Here is a 17,334-nt window from a genome sequence, read left to right as displayed (position 1 = left end):
CCGTTATGACAGAAATAGATTTAGAAAAAGAAAATAAAGCAATTGCTCAAGAATACAAAGAATTACTTCGCATAAGCTACCAAACCTTAACTCCGGAAGGCAAAAAACTTATTCGTAAGGCTTTTGATGTTGCAGTAGATGCGCATAAAGACCAACGAAGAAAATCAGGAGAAGCCTATATCTTTCATCCTATTGCTGTTGCAAAAATTGTTGCCTCAGAAATAGGCTTGGGAGCCACATCCATTGCCGCTGCGTTATTGCATGATGTTGTCGAAGACACGCTAATGACGGTTCCGGATATCGAACGTTTGTTTAATCCAAAAGTAGCACAACTTGTTGAAGGCTTGACCAAAATATCCTTGGTTCAAAAGGATTTGAATGCATCATTACAAGCCGAGAATTTCCGGAAAATGATTCTTACGCTGAATGATGACGTTCGTGTAATTCTGATAAAACTAGCCGATCGTTTGCACAATATGCAAACTATGGAATCGATGCAGGAAGACAAACAAACCAAAATTGCATCGGAGACTTTATATATATATGCCCCATTAGCGCACCGATTGGGTTTATATAACATAAAAACTAAGCTGGAAGATTTAGGATTAAAATATACGGAACCTGCAGTTTATAATGATATTGTAAGCAAAATAAAAGAAACCAAAGAAGAGCAAGATGCCTACATTGCTGATATTACAGCAGTTCTAAAAACAGCTTTGGATGAAGAAGAAGTTGAGTACATTATAAAAGGTCGTCCAAAATCTATCTACTCTATTCGTCGAAAAATGAAAGCGCAGAACGTAAGCTTCGACGAAGTGTATGATAAGTTTGCCTTGCGCATCGTTTACAAATCAAATCCTCATGACGAAAAATTTATTGCCTGGAAGATATATTCTATCGTAACCGATCATTATAGACCAAGCCCAAGTCGTTTGCGTGACTGGATTTCGTCACCAAAATCTACGGGTTACGAAGCGCTACATATCACGGTAATGGGGCCAAAAGGCCGCTGGGTTGAAGTGCAGGTTCGAAGCGAACGCATGGACGAAATTGCCGAAAAAGGATACGCAGCACACTACAAATATAAAAATGGCGCTACTGAAGAAAGTGGTCTCGATGTTTGGCTAAACTTACTAAAAGAAGCCCTGGAAAGTTCAGAAACGAATGCAGTAGATTTTGTGGAAGATTTCAAAATGAATTTATATTCTAAAGAAATCTTTGTATTTACTCCAAAAGGAGAAATAAAATCGTTGCCTAAAGGCGCCACCTCTCTTGATTTTGCTTTCAGTATTCACTCAGAAATAGGAATTAGAACCAGAGGAACACGCGTCAATGGGAAGTTAGTTCCTTTGAATTTTGAACTAAAAAGTGGGGATCAAATTGAAGTTATCACCTCGCAACATCAAAAACCTACAATCAACTGGCTTGATTATGTAACTACTTCCAGAGCCAAAACGAAAATAAAAAATGTTTTAAACGAAAACACCAAGAAAATTGGCGAGGAAGGAAAAGAACTCCTTACTCGAAAACTAAAGCATTTAAAAATAACGTTAAACGAATCAGTGGTTAACGAATTGGTTAACTTTTTCAAACTAAAAACGAGTTTAGACTTATTTTATAGAGTAGGAATTGGCGCTATTGAAAACCAGCAACTCAAAGATTACGCAGCACAAAAAAGCAATACTTTCATTAATTTTTTCAAAAATAAAATGAAACGTTCGCCAAGCACTGCTGACGAAGACATTCATAAACCAATCATAAGCAGTAATTACGACATGCTTGTTTTTGGCAAGGAACACGACAAACTGGATTACAAATTATCGCCTTGTTGCAATCCAATCCCTGGAGATGACGTATTTGGATTTGTAACCATCAACGAAGGAATAAAAGTGCATAAAAAAGATTGTCCAAACGCCCTTGGGATGCAATCTAATTATGCCTACCGAATAATGACAGCCAAATGGATTGACTCTTCACAAGAAGAATTCAAAGCAATTATAAACATAACCGGAATGGATGTTTTAGGACTAACAAACCAATTAACAAAGGTGATTTCAAACAATATGCATGTTAATATTCAGAGTATTTCTTTGAGTACCGATGCAGGAATTTTTCATGGTCAAGTTGCGGTAATTGTTCAAAACAATACCATTTTGAAAAAAATGATCAATAACATCAAAAAAATTGACGGAATCGATAAAGTAACAAGGGTTTATAAAACATAGAAAAAAATCCAGTTTTTCTTTTCAAATCTGAGTTTGTTCAATTTGTAACTAAAAACTTGAAACTAAACAAACCTTAAACTTTATACTTTAAACTAAAAAATTTATCTTTGCCCGCATATGACACTCATTTCCACAGATAACACCAAAAACCAAGAAATTGTAAAAAATGTTTTTACAATGTATCTTGAAAAAAAAGGACATCGCAAGACACCTGAACGTTATGCTATCCTTCAGGAAATTTACGATAGCGAAGAACATTTTGATGTAGAAAACCTTTATATCAAAATGAAAAATAAAAACTATCGTGTGAGTAGAGCAACTCTTTACAACACGATTGAATTGCTATTGGATTGTGCTTTAGTCCGTAAACATCAATTTGGACAAAATCAGGCACATTATGAAAAATCATATTTTGACAAACAGCACGATCATATTATAATGACGGATACTGGTGAAGTAATTGAGTTTTGTGATCCAAGAATTCAAAGTATCAAAAAAACAATCGAAGAAATATTCGACATAGAGATTACCAACCATTCCTTATATTTATATGGAATAAAAAAACAAAAATAGTACGGATAACTGATTAGTTGTCCCTTCAATATAACACTAACTACAAATAACAGATAGAATGACCGTAGATTTATTACTAGGATTACAATGGGGAGATGAAGGAAAAGGAAAAATTGTTGATGTTCTAACTTCAAATTATGATATTATCGCTCGTTTTCAGGGAGGTCCAAATGCAGGACATACTTTGGAATTTGACGGAATAAAACATGTTCTTAGAACTATTCCTTCTGGTATTTTTCATAAAACGGCAATAAACATCATTGGAAATGGAGTAGTAATTGATCCTGTAGTTTTTCAAAAAGAAATCGAAGGTCTTGAAAAATTTAATTTAGACATCAAAAGCAAATTAATCATTTCAAGAAAAGCACATTTAATTTTACCAACACACCGCTTATTAGACGCAGCATCTGAGGCTTCTAAAGGTAAAGCAAAAATTGGTTCTACATTAAAAGGAATTGGCCCTACGTATATGGACAAAACCGGAAGAAATGGTATTCGTGTAGGTGATATCGAATTAGAAGATTTTGCAGATCGTTACAGAGCTTTGGCTGACAAGCATGAAGCAATGATTAAATTCTACGATGTTGCTATCCAATACAATTTAGAGGAATTAGAAAAAGAATTTTTTGAAGCTATCGAAGAACTAAAAAAATTAGATTTCATCGACAGCGAAGAATATTTACACCAAGCTCAAAAAGCAGGTAAATCAATATTATGTGAAGGAGCTCAAGGTTCTTTATTGGACGTTGATTTTGGAACCTATCCATTTGTAACTTCATCAAATACCACTGCTGCTGGTGCTTGTACTGGTTTAGGGATTGCTCCAAATAAAATCAAGGAAGTATACGGAATTTTCAAAGCCTATGTAACACGTGTAGGAAGTGGTCCATTCCCAACTGAACTTTTTGACGAAGATGGTGCAACTATGGCACGTGTAGGAAATGAATTTGGATCTGTAACCGGAAGACAAAGACGTTGTGGTTGGTTAGACTTAGTAGCACTTAAATATGCTGTTCAGGTTAATGGTGTAACGCAATTGATGATGATGAAAGGGGATGTACTTTCAGGATTTGAAACTTTAAAAGTATGTACGGAATACAATTATAAAGGAGAGAAAATTTCTCATTTCCCTTACAACATCGAACCAGAAAATGTAACTCCAGTGTATCAGGATTTCAAAGGATGGAAACAAGATTTGACGGGTATGACAACCTATGATGAATTACCGACAGAGTTAAAAGAATACATTGCATTCATTGAAAAAGAAGTGGAAGTTCCTATCAAAATAGTTTCTGTAGGCCCAGACAGAAAGCAAACTATTCTAAAATAAGATTACTAAACGCTCTGAAAATTCAGAGCGTTTTTTTTAGTTAAAAAATCAATCCAACCGAATGAAAAATCCAGCTATTAAAATACAAAAAACAGAATTACTCTCTGACAATTGGTACATTTTAAACAAAGTAACTTTTGACTATCAAAAAAAAGATGATTCTTGGATTACCCAAAAAAGAGAAGTCTACGATCGAGGAAACGGATCAGCCATTTTACTTTATAACAGACAACAAAAAACAGTTATTCTAACACGACAGTTTCGCTTGCCAACGTACCTTAACGGAAATGAAACCGGAATGATGATTGAGGTTTGTGCTGGACTTCTGGATCAAGATAATCCGGAACAATGTATCATTCGAGAAACGGAGGAAGAAACGGGATATCGCATTTCTAAAGTAAAAAAAGTAATGGAAACCTATATGTCACCTGGTGCAGTAACTGAAATTTTATATTTATTTGTTGGCGAATACGATGAATCCATGAAAGTGAGTGAAGGTGGTGGAGTAGAACACGAACAAGAAAATATTGATGTTATAGAAATGCCTTTCGACGAAGCATATTCTATGATTGAATCCGGTCAAATGCAGGATGCAAAAACCATTATGTTATTACAATATGCCAGAATTAACAATCTTATTTAATGAATAACACGATTAAAGGGGGTTTATTTGCCTTATTAGCTACCTTGCTTTGGTCAGTAAATATGGTAATTGCCAGTGGTATAAAAGGTCACATCCCTCCTATTGGATTGGCATTTTGGCGATGGACAGTTGCTTGTATTGTTTTGGCTCCATTTGCTATAAAAAGCACTTATAAAAGTTTCAAAATCGTAAAGAAACACATTCGGTATCTTACGCTTACGGCTGTATTAGGCATCACTATTTTTAACACGCTGATTTACTTTGCAGGAAGAACAACGAGCGCAGTCAACTTATCGTTAATCGCCATTTCGATTCCGTTATTTATTGTTGCACTTTCCAGGATTATTTTTAAAGAGAACGTTTCTACTATAAAAATAGTGGGAATTGCAACAATAATCACAGGAGTTCTAGTGCTTATTTCCAAAGGTTCATTACAAGCATTACTCCATATCAACTTTACCATTGGAGATTTATTAATGCTAGTGGCTTGCTTCTTTTTTGCTTATTACACGATACTAGTCCGACAAAAACCGGATGATTTAACCCCAAAAGTATTTTTGTTTAGTGTTTTTGTAATTGGTACACTTTTACTGTTCCCTTTTTATATGTATGAACATATTTATTATAAAAAAGTGATTTTTGACACTAAAACAGTCTTGGTAACCATCTATGTAGGCATCTGCGCTTCCTTAATTTCTTTTTATTTATGGAACGAAGCCATTCGATTAATTGGCACATCAAAAACAGCATTAATTTATTATTTGATTCCCGTATTCAGTGGAATTCTGGCGTATTTTTTTCTTAATCAAGCCATTTTACTAACCCAAATCATAAGCATGGGAATCATTATTTCCGGGTTATTAATTACCAATAAGAAGTAACTATTCAGTTTTATTTTACTGCTAAATCAATTAATAATTCCAACAATGAGACTAAGAGAAAATTTGAAGAAATTATAAAATGCAAAATAATGCAATTAGGAAACCAAATGCCCTAGCCCTGATCGCAACGGCATCCTTTTGTTTTTTTCTTTAAAAACAAAAGATACAGTACAGAACAGGATATAGCTCCTAAAAAAAGTGTTATTTTTTCTTTAAATTAGGTAAAAAGAGCGCTATAATTCCAATCAAAGGCAAATAGGCACAAAGATAATACACATACGTAATGCTGGTGTGATCTGCAAGATTCCCCAATAAAGCGGAACCCAAACCTCCCATTCCAAAGGCAAAACCATAGAAAAGGCCAGAAACCATTCCGAGTTTTTTAGGCAGTAATTCTTGTGCAAAAACCAAAATAGCAGGAAATGCAGACGAGATTATGGTTCCAATTAAGACTGATAAAACGCCTGTCCAAAATAAATCAACATACGGCAATAATAAAGTAAAAGGCGCGGCTCCCAAGACCGAAAACCAAATCACATATTTTCTTCCGAATTTGTCACCTAGCGGCCCGCCGATTAAAGTACCAATAGCACAAGAGGCTAAGAATAAAACCAAATGGAATTGTGCTTCCTGAACCGATAAACCAAATTTTTCGATTAAGTAAAACGTAAAATAACTGGACATACTGGCCATGTAAAAGAATTTTGAAAATATCAAAACCATCAAAATTCCCACCGAGATTACAATCGTTTTTTGAGACAAATTAGGCAAATCGATTACAGCTTTCTTGGTACTTCTCAAACTCAAATGGTTTTGATACCACAGCGCTATTCTACTCAAAACAATCAATCCGATAATGGCTACAACCACAAACCAAATGATGTAATATTGTGAATTAGGAACCACAATTAAGGCGACTAATAAAGGTCCTATTGCTGTTCCGGCATTGCCTCCCAATTGGAAAATGGATTGTGCCAAACCACGCTTTCCGCCAGATGCCAAAAAGGAGATTCGGGAAGCTTCAGGATGAAAAATGGAAGAACCAATCCCAACCAAAACAACCGAAATTATAATCATCGAAAAACTGGAAGCATAGGATAAAAATACGATTCCGGATAAGGTAAACAGCATTCCGAAAATTTGAGAAAAAGGCTTTGGTCTTTTGTCCGTATACAAACCAACCAAAGGTTGCAATATAGAGGCCGCCAATTGATACGCCAAAGTGATTAACCCAATTTGTGTAAACGTTAAATTGAAATTTTCCTTTAAAATAGGATACGCTGCCGGAATAACAGCTTGTAATAAATCATTCAATAAATGGGCGAATGCAATAGAGAATAATACGGAGTAAACCGTTTGCTGAGCAATAGGAGTTGTATCAATTTTTGATACATTATCAAGAGATGAATTCATATTTTCAAATAAAACGATATTAATAATTATTGGTTCAAATTCGTTTTAGAAAACTTAAACAAACTGAACTACAAAATACCAAAATAACAAGGTGACAAACGATAATGGAATTCCAAAACCAATCATCATGCTACTTAAACGAGGTTTTAAACCGTGAGTAGAAGCTAAAATACTAGCTGTAATCATTGGAGCCATAGCAGCTTCCATGATGGATACCTGAATCGTTTTTGAATTTTGGCCTAAAATTACGACATACAATAAATATATTAAAGCCGGAGTCAATATTAATTTGTACAAAAGTCCCAATCCCAAAAATTTCCAATGTTGGCTTTTCTTATCAAATCGCAATTGCAATCCTACAGAAAGCATTGCCAAAGGTGTCATTACACTTCCCACTTTTTGTAAACCAAACTGAATATAATGGTAGAAATCAAAATCGAATACATTCATTAAACAAGCCAACAGAAAAGTAATAAATGGAGGAAAGATCAGTATTTTTTTTGCGATATGAAATCCACTTGGACTTCCGGTAGAAAATAAAGTAGCCACAAGAATCCCTAATGTTGAAAGCACAACAAAAGTTCCCGGCTGATCAACTAAAATGGCAGTTTTTAAACCTTCTTCACCATATAAAGCTTGGATAATTGGAAAACCTAAAAAGGAAGTATTTCCCAAACCAGCAGTTATAATCAAACAACCCGTAAGTTTTTTTGACCATCCAAATCTATTTCCTAAAAAGCTAAAAAATAAAAACGAAACTATAAAACCAATCCATGTTACGCCGATTGGATACAGCAACTTATTATTCCATTCAATTTTTGGAATATAATATAGAGCCAAAGCTGGAAGACAGATATAAATAACAAACTTGTTTAATAGCTTGTAAACATTTACAACGGGAAATGCTTTTACATTTTGCAGTACAATGCCTAAAAATAAAAAGACAAAGATTAGAATGAAGTTACTCATAATTAAGAATTGGATACAAAAATACCATTAAAATTTATTTTGAGAAGTAGAAAATCCGGTTTTTGATGAAATTCAGAGAAGCATTTTATCAGTAGAAGATTTGGCAGTTGTTATTGCGGATGAAGTTGAAACCCCAAAACACCATCAAAGTCGTTTTACAGCAGCGTATTAATTCTGTATATTTTATAAAATAAACCACTATGGGCTGAAAGTCCATAGATTTGGTTGGCAGACTTAAAGTCTACACGGCTAAAAGCCAAACCAAAAAACTTAAACCGCAAATTCGCAGATTAGTTATTTCATGTTTTTAATTTGCGAATTTGCGGTTAATATTTTTAGAAGCTGAAAGCGAAATGCACTAAAGTGCAAAGTTTTAACTATTTTTGGGACCAATAAAACAGTTTCATAAGGCAGTTGCTTTTTGAAACTGTTTTTGTTTTCACTACTTTTACTTTTCAAATAAATTATTTTGCCAAATAAAAAATATCATCCAAGCGCCTTAAACGAAAAACCCGGTATTTCTCCTCCTGAAATTATCAGCGCTGTGGCTGTTGGCCATATTCAGCAATTTAGAAAAATACAACCTTCGGCAAAAGAACTCGTTGAAGGAATTTTAGCGGAAAATATAACTGCTCTGAGCCGTGCGATTACTTTAGTGGAAAGTACGAGTGTAAGCCATTTGTCAAAAGCCAATGAAGTCATAAATGCCTGTTTGCCTTATGCTAACAAATCTGTCAGAATAGGAATTACTGGAGTTCCCGGTGTTGGAAAAAGCACGTTTATTGAAGCTTTTGGAAAATACTTAACTAGTTTAGGAAAGAAAGTAGCTGTTTTGGCGGTGGATCCCAGCAGTACGATTTCGCATGGAAGTATTTTGGGTGATAAAACCCGAATGGAAGAATTAGTTAAAGACAAGAATGCTTTTATACGTCCATCAGCTTCGGGAGAAACACTGGGAGGTGTCGCTCGAAAAACCCGCGAAACAATTACTCTTTGTGAAGCTGCCGGTTTTGACACCATAATCATAGAAACCGTTGGCGTAGGACAAAGCGAAACCGCCGTTCACAGTATGGTTGATTTTTTTCTGCTATTAAAAATTTCAGGAGCGGGTGATGAATTGCAGGGTATTAAACGCGGAATCATGGAAATGGCTGATGCTATTGTCATCAACAAAGCTGATGGTGATAATATTAGAAAAGCAAATTTAGCTAAATTAGAGTTCAAGAGAGCATTGCATCTTTTTCCTGCTAAAAAATCAGGTTGGACACCTACAACGGCTGCTTGTAGCGCCATTACCCATCAAGGAATACCCGATGTTTGGGAAACCATTCAAAAATTCCTGGAGCTGACAAAAGGCAATAACTATTTCTTTGCAAAACGAAAAGAGCAGAATCAATATTGGATGTTAGAGACCATCAATGAACAATTGAAGACCAATTTTTACAACCATCCGGAAATTAAAAAATCATTGGAACTAAACAAAAAAGCGGTGCAAAATGATGAAATTTCACCCTTTGCAGCCGCTCAACTATTATTAGAAAAGTATTTTAAAGTTTAGTACTGAATCACTCCAATTTCACAAAGCCTTTTTTAACGAATATTTCCCACTGAATTTTTAGCAGTATCGTGTTTCGTTTTTAAAACACTATTTTCTATGGTAAAACCAATGCGAACCTGAGTCTTTAAGGTATCTTTTATACCCGAAGTCGGTTTTTCAACAATAACAAATACTAATTCGAAATCCCCTTCTTGTAATTCCAGCATCGAATCGTTATCGTTATCTTCCATTTTCCAAAACAGTTTTCCAGTTTTTGCATACGAAGCTGAAGCTGCACCTCCTCCAGCACCTCCTGCTAAATTACCCACACTTGAAACTGCTGCCGAAATAATAGCGCCACCCGGTAAAGCACCGCCCAATAACGAAGCACCTTGCGATAATGCTCCACCAGCGGCATGTAGCCTTTGATTTACTTTTTCATCAAAAGCGAGACTCTCATTTTTAGACAATTCAACAATACTATTATTGGCGGTATTGACCCTATATCCTGTATTTGAAGGAAATAAAACGACACAACCTCTTTCAACTAAAATCACATTTATTTTACCCGCATTCACTTTTTCGCCAAATGTTGCCCCTTGAGTCTGTTTTGGAACGGTAACATTCATCGAAATTCTATTTGGCATTCCCCCATTTATGCTATTTATATTGCTTTTTTCATTTAAAGAATTGTCTGTTTGTGCCTTTTTCTCTTTTTTAGATCCGTCTGAATTTTTTAATTGAGCAAAACTATTTTGCGCCAATAAAAATATAAAGAGAAGGACTTTTGAAATTGTTTTTGCATTCTTCATGACGGTTTAGATTTAATGGTTTATAGTTGTATATCAATAGAGGTTAGTTTTTGTTACCCAAATTTTTATTGTTTTTTAGATTTTAACACCTTAAAAGCTAGCCTGTTAAAATTACCACTAATTTCTTTAAATGTAAAATTTATTTTCAATCATCCAAAAAAATTAAAAAAAGGAAAACAAAAAGGCGGTGCAAAATGATGAAATTTCACCCTTTGCAGCCGCCCAAAAATTATTAAATCTGTACCTAGATTATAAAAAATTATTTTAATCCATTTTTCAATTTGCTGTAAAACAGCAAATTATTTCCTTTCACCCTAAGTTTATATTTTTTCTTGCATTTTATTTTCATCCCTAAACCAATCATAAGTGTATTTAATTAAAAACACCCCAATAATAATTTTAGCAACTTTAGCTATTAAATAACCAAAATTATGTCCTAAATCATAGGAATAATTATTTTCAGAAATTGTCCTAAAATTCAAAGGAAAAAAACCAAATATTCCTTTTAAAACGAATCCGACACCACATAAAGCCAAAAACACTACAAATATTTTTTTCATAAAACTTGATGTTAAAAACCTACTCTTCGTAAAGTTTAATTTCTCGGTCATAAAATTCATTGGCAAGAACGATTAATCCTTCCATTTCAGCATTTAATTCTGCTTCGTCAAGATCCTCTGCTTCCTCCATAAACTCTACCTCATCATCTTTTAGATTGATGATGAATCTTGGATAATCTAAGTGTATGATAAAAATATCTTCCGGAAAATCAGTATTGTCGCCTAGTAAAAATTTTGGTAATTCCATTTTTTTATGTTTAATCGTTGTTTTTGGTTATTCGCTTAAACGATTAAACAAATAACCGAATAAACTTTTTTAAAATCTATTTATCAGAAAGAATAACTGGAGCATTCCCTCTACCATTCATAAAAATAATTTTAGTGTTAGCAGAAGCCGCTAGTTCTTTTTGTGCTTTTATTTGTTCGTATTGTAATTGTTTATCTGACAAACCTGTCGAAATAATTCTTTGATAATCCGCAATACCTTGAGCTTCCACTCTTTTTCGTTCTGCTTCCTGTTTTTCTTTTTGAAGTACAAAAGTCATTTTTTGTGCATCTTGTTCGGCATTTATTTTACTTTCAATAGTTGTTTTTACAGAAGTAGGAAGATTGATATTTCTAATTAACAATTGCTCTAAAACTAATCCTCTAGTTTTAAAATCAGTTTCAATAGTTTTGAAAATTCGTTGCTGAAATTCATTTCTTTTGGTAGAATATAAGGCTACTGCATCATAATAAACCGCGTTATCACGAATACGTGTTCTAGTTACGGGACGTACAATTTTATCCGAATAATCAACTCCAATTTGTTTGAAAATTTTTGGTGCTGATTCTGGAGAAACACGGAATAAAACGGTCAAATCAATGATCACTTCCAGACCGTCATTTGACAAAACACGAATAGCATCGTCACCTGCTTGAGCACCTTCTCCATGAATTGCTGACATGGTGTAGTTTTGAGTTTGAATATCAAATTCAGTAACATCCAATAATGGGTTTATCAAATGTAAACCACTTTCAAGAACATCGGGCTGTACACTTCCGTACAGCGATTGAACTCCCACTTTACCCGCGTCAATTTGTTTAAACATTGAAGAAAATAATCCCAAAGCGATTAGTAAACCTCCACTGATTTTCAGAGCATTAGCAAATTTAGAAAACGGATTTACATTGCTTTTTAATGTAAAACTTAAAATTAATAAAATTATTCCAAGAATAATAAATAGTATCATTTTTTGATAGATTAGTTTGGTTTACACGCTTATTATACGAATAAAGAAATTAGAAGTTACATTGTAACACATTATTTATTTAAGATTCTTTAAAACTAATTTTCTTGTTAATCTCGCAAAGCGAATATACAAAAATAAAGCGGCAGCGGTTAATCCTGCCAAAAGTCCTATCCAGATTCCAACGGCTTTCAGCTCGGTATATTTCCCTAAATAATAGGAAATAGGAAACCCAATAATCCAGTATGCCACAAAGGTAATGTACATTGGTATTTTTACATCTTGCAAACCTCGCAAAGCTCCCAAAACAACGACTTGAATTCCATCCGAGATTTGGAAAATGGCTGCAATCAATAGTAATTTTGAAGTTATAATGATGATTTCTTCGTTATCAATCATCTGAGCTGAATCCGTCATATTCAAGAATAAATGCGGTAAAAAATTATGAAATACCACAAAGATTATCGCAAAAAATGTTTCAAGTATAATTGCTAATAGAAAAATAGATCGTGCTACAGTAATCAAATTTTTGTAATCGTTCATTCCTTTGGTATGACTCACTCGGATCATTGCTGTAACGCTTAAACCCATTGCTACCATAAAAGTTGACGATGCCAAAATAAGTGCAATCTGATTGGCAGCCTGGCTATTTTTTCCTAAAGAACCTGAAAGCCAAATCGCAGCGGTAAACAAAGTTACTTCAAACAACATTTGCATTGCTGAAGGCAAACCAAGATTGATAATTTTTTTCAAAATTGATTTTCGTATTTCTTTGAAACTGAAATTCTTGAAATATTTTTTCAATGCCAAATTTCTTTTCATCAGGTAATGCATAAAAACGACCATCATTATCCTTGATAATACAGTTCCTAGTGCAGCTCCCAGAATTCCTAATTTTGGAAAAAACCAAATTCCGTAAATCAGTACGTAATTAAAAAAGATATGCACAACGTTAGCCATGAAAATAGCATACATTGAATATTTTGTTTTGGCTAAACCATCAGCAAACTGTTTGTATCCTTGGTATATGATCACCGGAATCAAAGAAAACGCAACCCAATCAATATAAGGAGCGGCCATATCAGCCACTTCTTTGGGTTGATGCATCAAATACATAATTTGTTTTGACAACACTGTCAAAATAAATAATGCAACTCCTAAAACAGTACATAAAAGCAATCCGTGATGAAAAGTAGAACGAATTTTTTGATCATCATTTTCGGCATCTGCCTCGGCGACTAACGGTGTGATTGCCGTAGAAAACCCTATCCCTAAAGACAAAGCAATGAATATAAAGCTATTACCCAGTGAAACGGCTGCTAATTCAGTAGACCCCAATTTGCCAACCATGAAATTATCAACGATACCTATTAATGTATGACCTAGCATTCCTAAAACTACAGGATAGGCTAATTTAATATTATAAGAAAACTCTTTGAAGTATTGAGATAAATTCACTTTTTGTTTTTTTGATGGCAAAGATAATTAGAAGCTTTCAATTGCATCAATACTATTGCATATATAACACTACTTTTTTACTGCTTATTTGCACTCAACAAGGAATTCTATAACAAAACCAAATAATTCTATAACAAAACAGGCTTATGAGGGCTATACATTTGTAAAGTCGTTTAGAAACAAATAGAAGTAACGACAAAAGAATAATAACCAAAACAATAGAATTATGAAAATGACAGGAAAAATTAAAACGGTATTTGTATTTGCAATAGCAATGATGTTTGCTAGCAATGTACAAGCACAAGAAGCGACAAAAGCAGCGACAAATTACGATCAAGGATTCCGTTTAGGATTTGGTGCAAATGCAGGGTACTCAACTAGTGACCCTTACAAATTAGCACTAGGAGCTGATGCAAGAGTTCAATACGATTTATCAAAAAGATACTCTTTAACTTTAACAACTGGTTTCAGCAACTTATTTGTAAGTAAGGCTGACGGGGAAGATCTAGGATTTATTCCAGCTAAAGCAGGTTTTAAAGCTTTCGTATGGAATGACCAATTTTATGTAATGGGAGAAGCTGGTGCTGCTTTTGCAGTAACTAACGATTACAACAAAACTTCTTTATTATTATCACCAAGTATTGGTTATGCTTCAAAATACATTGACGTATCCGTACATTATGAGCACTATTCTGACTTTGCAAAAGTGAACAATAACGGTTCAGTAGGAAAAGGTGTAGGACAAGTTGGAGTCCGTCTTGCTTATGGTTTCAAACTATAAAACTGTTTTGAATTAGTTAAAAAAATGCGCTGAAATTCAGCGCATTTTTTTTGGTCTATTCTTTCTTCAATATTTCTTTATACAATTCAATATTCCCTCTGATTTTTTCATCCATTTCAGGTTCTTTAATATCAGTATGTTTTTGCATTTCTTCCCAAATAATTTCGGCTACAATATAACGGGCCATTTCTTTATCATCAGCAGGAATGATGTACCAGGGCGCATATGCTGTGGATGTTTTATTAATTGCTTCTTCGTAATAATGCATATAATCATCCCAACGTTCTCTTTCTTTCAAATCACCTGTTGAAAATTTCCAGTTGTGTTTTTGTTCTTCTAAACGGCGTAACAAGCGTTGTCTTTGTTCTTCTTTACTCATATGTAAAAAGAATTTCAACATAATAGTCCCGTTTTGCGTAATGTGCTTCTCAAAATTATTGATTTGCTGCATTCTATTTTCCCAAAATTGCGGCGTAATATCGTCTACCTTTTCAATTCCTGGCAAATTTTCATTCATAATATATTCCGGATGCACGCGTGTGACCAAAACGTTCTCATAATGCGATCTGTTAAAAACCGTAAACTTTCCTTTCTCAGGTAAAACCAAATAATGTCTCCACAAATAATCATGTTCTAACTCGCTTGAATTAGGTGTTTTAAAACTATGAACTACAACACCGCGTGAGTTAAATTCCTTAAAAACTTCCCGAATCAAACTATCCTTTCCCGAGGTATCCATGCCTTGTAAACAAACCAAAACACCATAGCGATTGTGCGCATACATCACATCTTGTATTTCACTCAATTTTACTTGCACCTTCTCCAGTTTTTCTTCTTTATCCTCATCATCAGCTTTGCTAAACAAGTTCGTTGGGATTTTAGACAATTCAATTTTGTCAATCACTTTAAAATCGTTGGGATTTATAGACTTCATAAGAAATAATTTATCTTTGCAAACTCAAATATAATAAATATTAAGGAGCTATTTCCTGCTGTACACTTGTATCTTTTCCTTTTTAAAAGAAAAAAAGGAAAAGGATACCGCTTCCATCAGGGCTAGACTCTCGTTTTCAAAACAAATACAATGGAAAAATTCACACTCGAATTACTCTTTCAAATCATCGGCATTGGGTCAGCATCAGGGCTTATTTACAAAGACAATTCCCTACTGATTATTGGTGACAACAGCGGTTTTCTTTACGAGTACCACATGGATTCCCTGAATTTAAAACGCCATCCCTTATTAGAAAATTCCACAGAAAATACCCTTAAAAAAGACAAAGCTGATTTTGAAGCCATAACCCACTTTGGTGATAGTTTGTATGTTTTGGGCTCCGGTTCCACCGAAAAAAGGAATAAAATGATACAACTCAACTCCAGCGATAAAAAGGTAATTGCCACAAATGATATAGCCGATTTGTATGCAGTAATGCAAAATTTTGGAGAAATAAAACCCGAAGATTTCAACATCGAAGGCGCCATCTATACTGGAGAAAGTTGGTTTTTATTGAATCGTGGTAACGGAAGTTCCAATAAAAATGTCCTTTTCACCATCGAAGGAAAAAACCTGACCAACGATTTTACTATTCTTTCTAACGCCTACAAACTCCCAAAAATAAAAGGAGTACGCAGCAGTTTTACAGACGCAGTTTTAGTCGATAATAGCATTTATTTTTTGGCCACAGCCGAAGATACCGAATCTACTTATGATGACGGCGAAGTTTTAGGAAGTCTTATTGGGAGAATCAACCTCAAAACCATGAAAATCGATTTCACTCAAAAAATTAGCAGCACCCATAAATTCGAAGGATTGACTTTATACACCAATTCAAAAGAAAAAATAGAGTTCCTGCTTTGTGAAGACAAGGACACCGAAGTTTTAGAAACGGATATTTATAAATTGACTTTGGATTTAAAGTGAAGTCCATTAGATTAAAAAATGTTCGTTTCAGCCAAAATAACAGAACGTTAAATTTAGATTAAATAGAAAATCAAAATAGATTTCAAATGTAAAACGAGGTACTTTTACAGGAAACTTAGCCTTTTATTGGCATAAAAAAAAACTCATAAAATGACAGATTTAAAAAATAAAAATGCCCTAATCACCGGCGCAGGAAAAGGAATTGGTAAAGCAATCGCTTTGGCCTTAGCCAAAGAAGGCGTAAATGTAATTTTGGTCGCCAGAACACAGGAAGAAATAGACAGTGTAGCGGCAAAAGTGCGTTCTTTAAGAGTAAAAGCACTAGCAATAACCGCTGATGTTGCTGATATTAATTCGGTAAATGTTGCTGTTGCCAAAGCATTGGCTGAATTTGGGACTATTGATATTTTAATCAACAATGCCGGAATAGCAGCTTTTGGAAAATTCTTAGAATTAGAACCAACGGATTGGGAACGCATTATTCAAGTAAACCTTATGGGAACCTATTATGTAACACGTGCCGTTTTACCAAATATGATAGAAAGACAAACGGGCGATATCATTAATATTTCTTCTACAGCAGGATTAAGCGGAAATGCTTTAACGAGTGCTTATAGTGCTTCTAAATTTGCTGTTTTAGGATTAACAGAATCGTTGATGCAGGAAGTGCGAAAACATAATATTCGTGTTACGGCTTTAACGCCAAGCACTGTTGCGACTGACATGGCCAAAGAACTAAAACTGACTGATGGAAATCCGGAAAAAGTCATGCAAGCAGAAGACATGGCCGAATTAATCATCGCGCAACTCAAATTAAACCGACGCGTTTTTATCAAAAATAGTAGTATTTGGTCAACGAATCCTTAATAGTAGTCGAAAGTCAAAAGTCTTAAAGTCGAATGAAAGATAGGTACTATAAAAACCATTAAGGAATCAAGGTTCATTAAGTTTTGCGCTTAATTTTCTTAATCTCTTAATGGTTTAAAAACTTATATGGCTTAT

Annotated in this window: 17 protein-coding genes; 9 read left to right on the top strand and 8 right to left on the bottom strand. The window is 34.3% G+C overall.

All coding sequences use genetic code 11. From position 1 onward, the window contains the following. The first annotated feature begins 5 nt into the window (after positions 1–5). The 5 genes from E0I61_RS07975 to E0I61_RS07955 all read left to right on the top strand — a co-directional run bounded on the left by E0I61_RS07975 (position 6) and on the right by E0I61_RS07955 (position 5,652). Positions 6–2,225, top strand: a complete 2,220-nt coding sequence (locus E0I61_RS07975; protein ID WP_131992349.1) for a RelA/SpoT family protein — start codon at positions 6–8, stop codon at positions 2,223–2,225. A gap of 117 nt (positions 2,226–2,342) precedes the next feature. Then, the gene (locus E0I61_RS07970) at positions 2,343–2,798 is read left to right on the top strand and encodes a Fur family transcriptional regulator (protein ID WP_035670620.1); all 456 of its coding nucleotides are present in this window, start codon (positions 2,343–2,345) and stop codon (positions 2,796–2,798) included. Positions 2,799–2,856: 58 nt separating this feature from the next. Beyond that, positions 2,857–4,128, top strand: a complete 1,272-nt coding sequence (locus E0I61_RS07965; RefSeq protein WP_113665324.1) for an adenylosuccinate synthase — start codon at positions 2,857–2,859, stop codon at positions 4,126–4,128. 61 nt (positions 4,129–4,189) lie between these two features. Next, positions 4,190–4,771 carry a GDP-mannose pyrophosphatase NudK gene (nudK, locus tag E0I61_RS07960; RefSeq protein ID WP_132070529.1) on the top strand — a complete coding sequence of 194 codons (582 nt, stop codon included), beginning with the start codon at positions 4,190–4,192 and terminating at the stop codon, positions 4,769–4,771. Further along, entirely contained in the window at positions 4,771–5,652 is an 882-nt protein-coding gene (locus E0I61_RS07955) for a DMT family transporter (protein WP_132070527.1), read from the top strand. Before nudK ends, E0I61_RS07955 begins: the two co-directional genes overlap by 1 nt. 201 nt (positions 5,653–5,853) lie before the next feature. Here the strand turns inward: E0I61_RS07955 and E0I61_RS07950 are convergent, their stop codons facing one another. Both E0I61_RS07950 and E0I61_RS07945 read right to left on the bottom strand, forming a co-directional pair. Then, on the bottom strand, positions 5,854–7,065 hold the full coding sequence (locus tag E0I61_RS07950; protein WP_131917080.1) for an MFS transporter: 1,212 nt from the start codon (positions 7,063–7,065) through the stop codon (positions 5,854–5,856). Between the two features lie 54 nt (positions 7,066–7,119). Continuing rightward, positions 7,120–8,034, bottom strand: coding sequence for an AEC family transporter (locus E0I61_RS07945; RefSeq protein ID WP_132070525.1), 915 nt, complete (start codon positions 8,032–8,034; stop codon positions 7,120–7,122). 469 nt (positions 8,035–8,503) lie between these two features. Between E0I61_RS07945 and meaB the strand changes: the two genes are divergently transcribed. Continuing rightward, a complete protein-coding gene (gene meaB / locus E0I61_RS07935) occupies positions 8,504–9,592 on the top strand; it encodes a methylmalonyl Co-A mutase-associated GTPase MeaB (RefSeq protein WP_165930195.1) in 1,089 nt (362 codons plus the stop codon). A 32-nt stretch (positions 9,593–9,624) separates the two neighbouring features. On the opposite strand, the gene E0I61_RS07930 is transcribed toward meaB, so the two are convergent. From E0I61_RS07930 to E0I61_RS07910, 5 genes are all read right to left on the bottom strand, one after another. Continuing rightward, on the bottom strand, positions 9,625–10,383 hold the full coding sequence (locus E0I61_RS07930) for a hypothetical protein (RefSeq protein ID WP_132070521.1): 759 nt from the start codon (positions 10,381–10,383) through the stop codon (positions 9,625–9,627). Between the two features lie 320 nt (positions 10,384–10,703). Continuing rightward, on the bottom strand, positions 10,704–10,943 hold the full coding sequence (locus tag E0I61_RS07925) for a hypothetical protein (protein WP_132070519.1): 240 nt from the start codon (positions 10,941–10,943) through the stop codon (positions 10,704–10,706). Between the two features lie 19 nt (positions 10,944–10,962). Next, positions 10,963–11,190 carry a hypothetical protein gene (locus tag E0I61_RS07920; protein ID WP_091204000.1) on the bottom strand — a complete coding sequence of 76 codons (228 nt, stop codon included), beginning with the start codon at positions 11,188–11,190 and terminating at the stop codon, positions 10,963–10,965. Positions 11,191–11,266: 76 nt separating this feature from the next. Next, on the bottom strand, positions 11,267–12,175 hold the full coding sequence (locus E0I61_RS07915) for a prohibitin family protein (protein WP_132070517.1): 909 nt from the start codon (positions 12,173–12,175) through the stop codon (positions 11,267–11,269). A gap of 75 nt (positions 12,176–12,250) precedes the next feature. Beyond that, positions 12,251–13,630, bottom strand: coding sequence for an MATE family efflux transporter (locus tag E0I61_RS07910; protein ID WP_132070515.1), 1,380 nt, complete (start codon positions 13,628–13,630; stop codon positions 12,251–12,253). Between the two features lie 226 nt (positions 13,631–13,856). On the opposite strand from E0I61_RS07910, the gene E0I61_RS07905 reads away from it, so the two are divergent. Next, entirely contained in the window at positions 13,857–14,411 is a 555-nt protein-coding gene (locus E0I61_RS07905; protein WP_132070513.1) for a hypothetical protein, read from the top strand. Between the two features lie 55 nt (positions 14,412–14,466). On the opposite strand, the gene E0I61_RS07900 is transcribed toward E0I61_RS07905, so the two are convergent. Beyond that, the gene (locus E0I61_RS07900) at positions 14,467–15,345 is read right to left on the bottom strand and encodes a PPK2 family polyphosphate kinase (RefSeq protein WP_132070511.1); all 879 of its coding nucleotides are present in this window, start codon (positions 15,343–15,345) and stop codon (positions 14,467–14,469) included. A gap of 150 nt (positions 15,346–15,495) precedes the next feature. Here E0I61_RS07900 and E0I61_RS07895 point away from each other — a divergent pair, with 150 nt between their 5' ends. Beyond that, a complete protein-coding gene (locus tag E0I61_RS07895; RefSeq protein ID WP_132070509.1) occupies positions 15,496–16,332 on the top strand; it encodes a DUF6929 family protein in 837 nt (278 codons plus the stop codon). Positions 16,333–16,482: 150 nt separating this feature from the next. Beyond that, the gene (locus E0I61_RS07890; RefSeq protein WP_132070507.1) at positions 16,483–17,199 is read left to right on the top strand and encodes a 3-ketoacyl-ACP reductase; all 717 of its coding nucleotides are present in this window, start codon (positions 16,483–16,485) and stop codon (positions 17,197–17,199) included. The last annotated feature ends 135 nt before the right edge of the window (positions 17,200–17,334 follow it).

The sequence above is a fragment of the Flavobacterium ranwuense genome, assembly GCF_004349315.1.
Lineage (GTDB): Bacteria > Bacteroidota > Bacteroidia > Flavobacteriales > Flavobacteriaceae > Flavobacterium > Flavobacterium ranwuense.
The sequence above is the reverse complement of the archived record's forward strand: the minus strand, read 5'-3'. Positions and strand labels throughout refer to the sequence as shown.

Excerpts from the sequence above, each read along its gene's own strand:
- E0I61_RS07975 (WP_131992349.1), top strand. The coding sequence starts at position 6 with ATGACAGAAATAGATTTAGAAAAAGAAAATAAAGCAATTGCTCAAGAA.
- E0I61_RS07970 (WP_035670620.1), top strand. The coding sequence starts at position 2,343 with ATGACACTCATTTCCACAGATAACACCAAAAACCAAGAAATTGTAAAA.
- E0I61_RS07965 (WP_113665324.1), top strand. The coding sequence starts at position 2,857 with ATGACCGTAGATTTATTACTAGGATTACAATGGGGAGATGAAGGAAAA.
- nudK (WP_132070529.1), top strand. The coding sequence starts at position 4,190 with ATGAAAAATCCAGCTATTAAAATACAAAAAACAGAATTACTCTCTGAC.
- E0I61_RS07955 (WP_132070527.1), top strand. The coding sequence starts at position 4,771 with ATGAATAACACGATTAAAGGGGGTTTATTTGCCTTATTAGCTACCTTG.
- E0I61_RS07950 (WP_131917080.1), bottom strand. The coding sequence starts at position 7,065 with ATGAATTCATCTCTTGATAATGTATCAAAAATTGATACAACTCCTATT.
- E0I61_RS07945 (WP_132070525.1), bottom strand. The coding sequence starts at position 8,034 with ATGAGTAACTTCATTCTAATCTTTGTCTTTTTATTTTTAGGCATTGTA.
- E0I61_RS07930 (WP_132070521.1), bottom strand. The coding sequence starts at position 10,383 with ATGAAGAATGCAAAAACAATTTCAAAAGTCCTTCTCTTTATATTTTTA.
- E0I61_RS07925 (WP_132070519.1), bottom strand. The coding sequence starts at position 10,943 with ATGAAAAAAATATTTGTAGTGTTTTTGGCTTTATGTGGTGTCGGATTC.
- E0I61_RS07920 (WP_091204000.1), bottom strand. The coding sequence starts at position 11,190 with ATGGAATTACCAAAATTTTTACTAGGCGACAATACTGATTTTCCGGAA.
- E0I61_RS07915 (WP_132070517.1), bottom strand. The coding sequence starts at position 12,175 with ATGATACTATTTATTATTCTTGGAATAATTTTATTAATTTTAAGTTTT.
- E0I61_RS07905 (WP_132070513.1), top strand. The coding sequence starts at position 13,857 with ATGAAAATGACAGGAAAAATTAAAACGGTATTTGTATTTGCAATAGCA.
- E0I61_RS07900 (WP_132070511.1), bottom strand. The coding sequence starts at position 15,345 with ATGAAGTCTATAAATCCCAACGATTTTAAAGTGATTGACAAAATTGAA.
- E0I61_RS07895 (WP_132070509.1), top strand. The coding sequence starts at position 15,496 with ATGGAAAAATTCACACTCGAATTACTCTTTCAAATCATCGGCATTGGG.
- E0I61_RS07890 (WP_132070507.1), top strand. The coding sequence starts at position 16,483 with ATGACAGATTTAAAAAATAAAAATGCCCTAATCACCGGCGCAGGAAAA.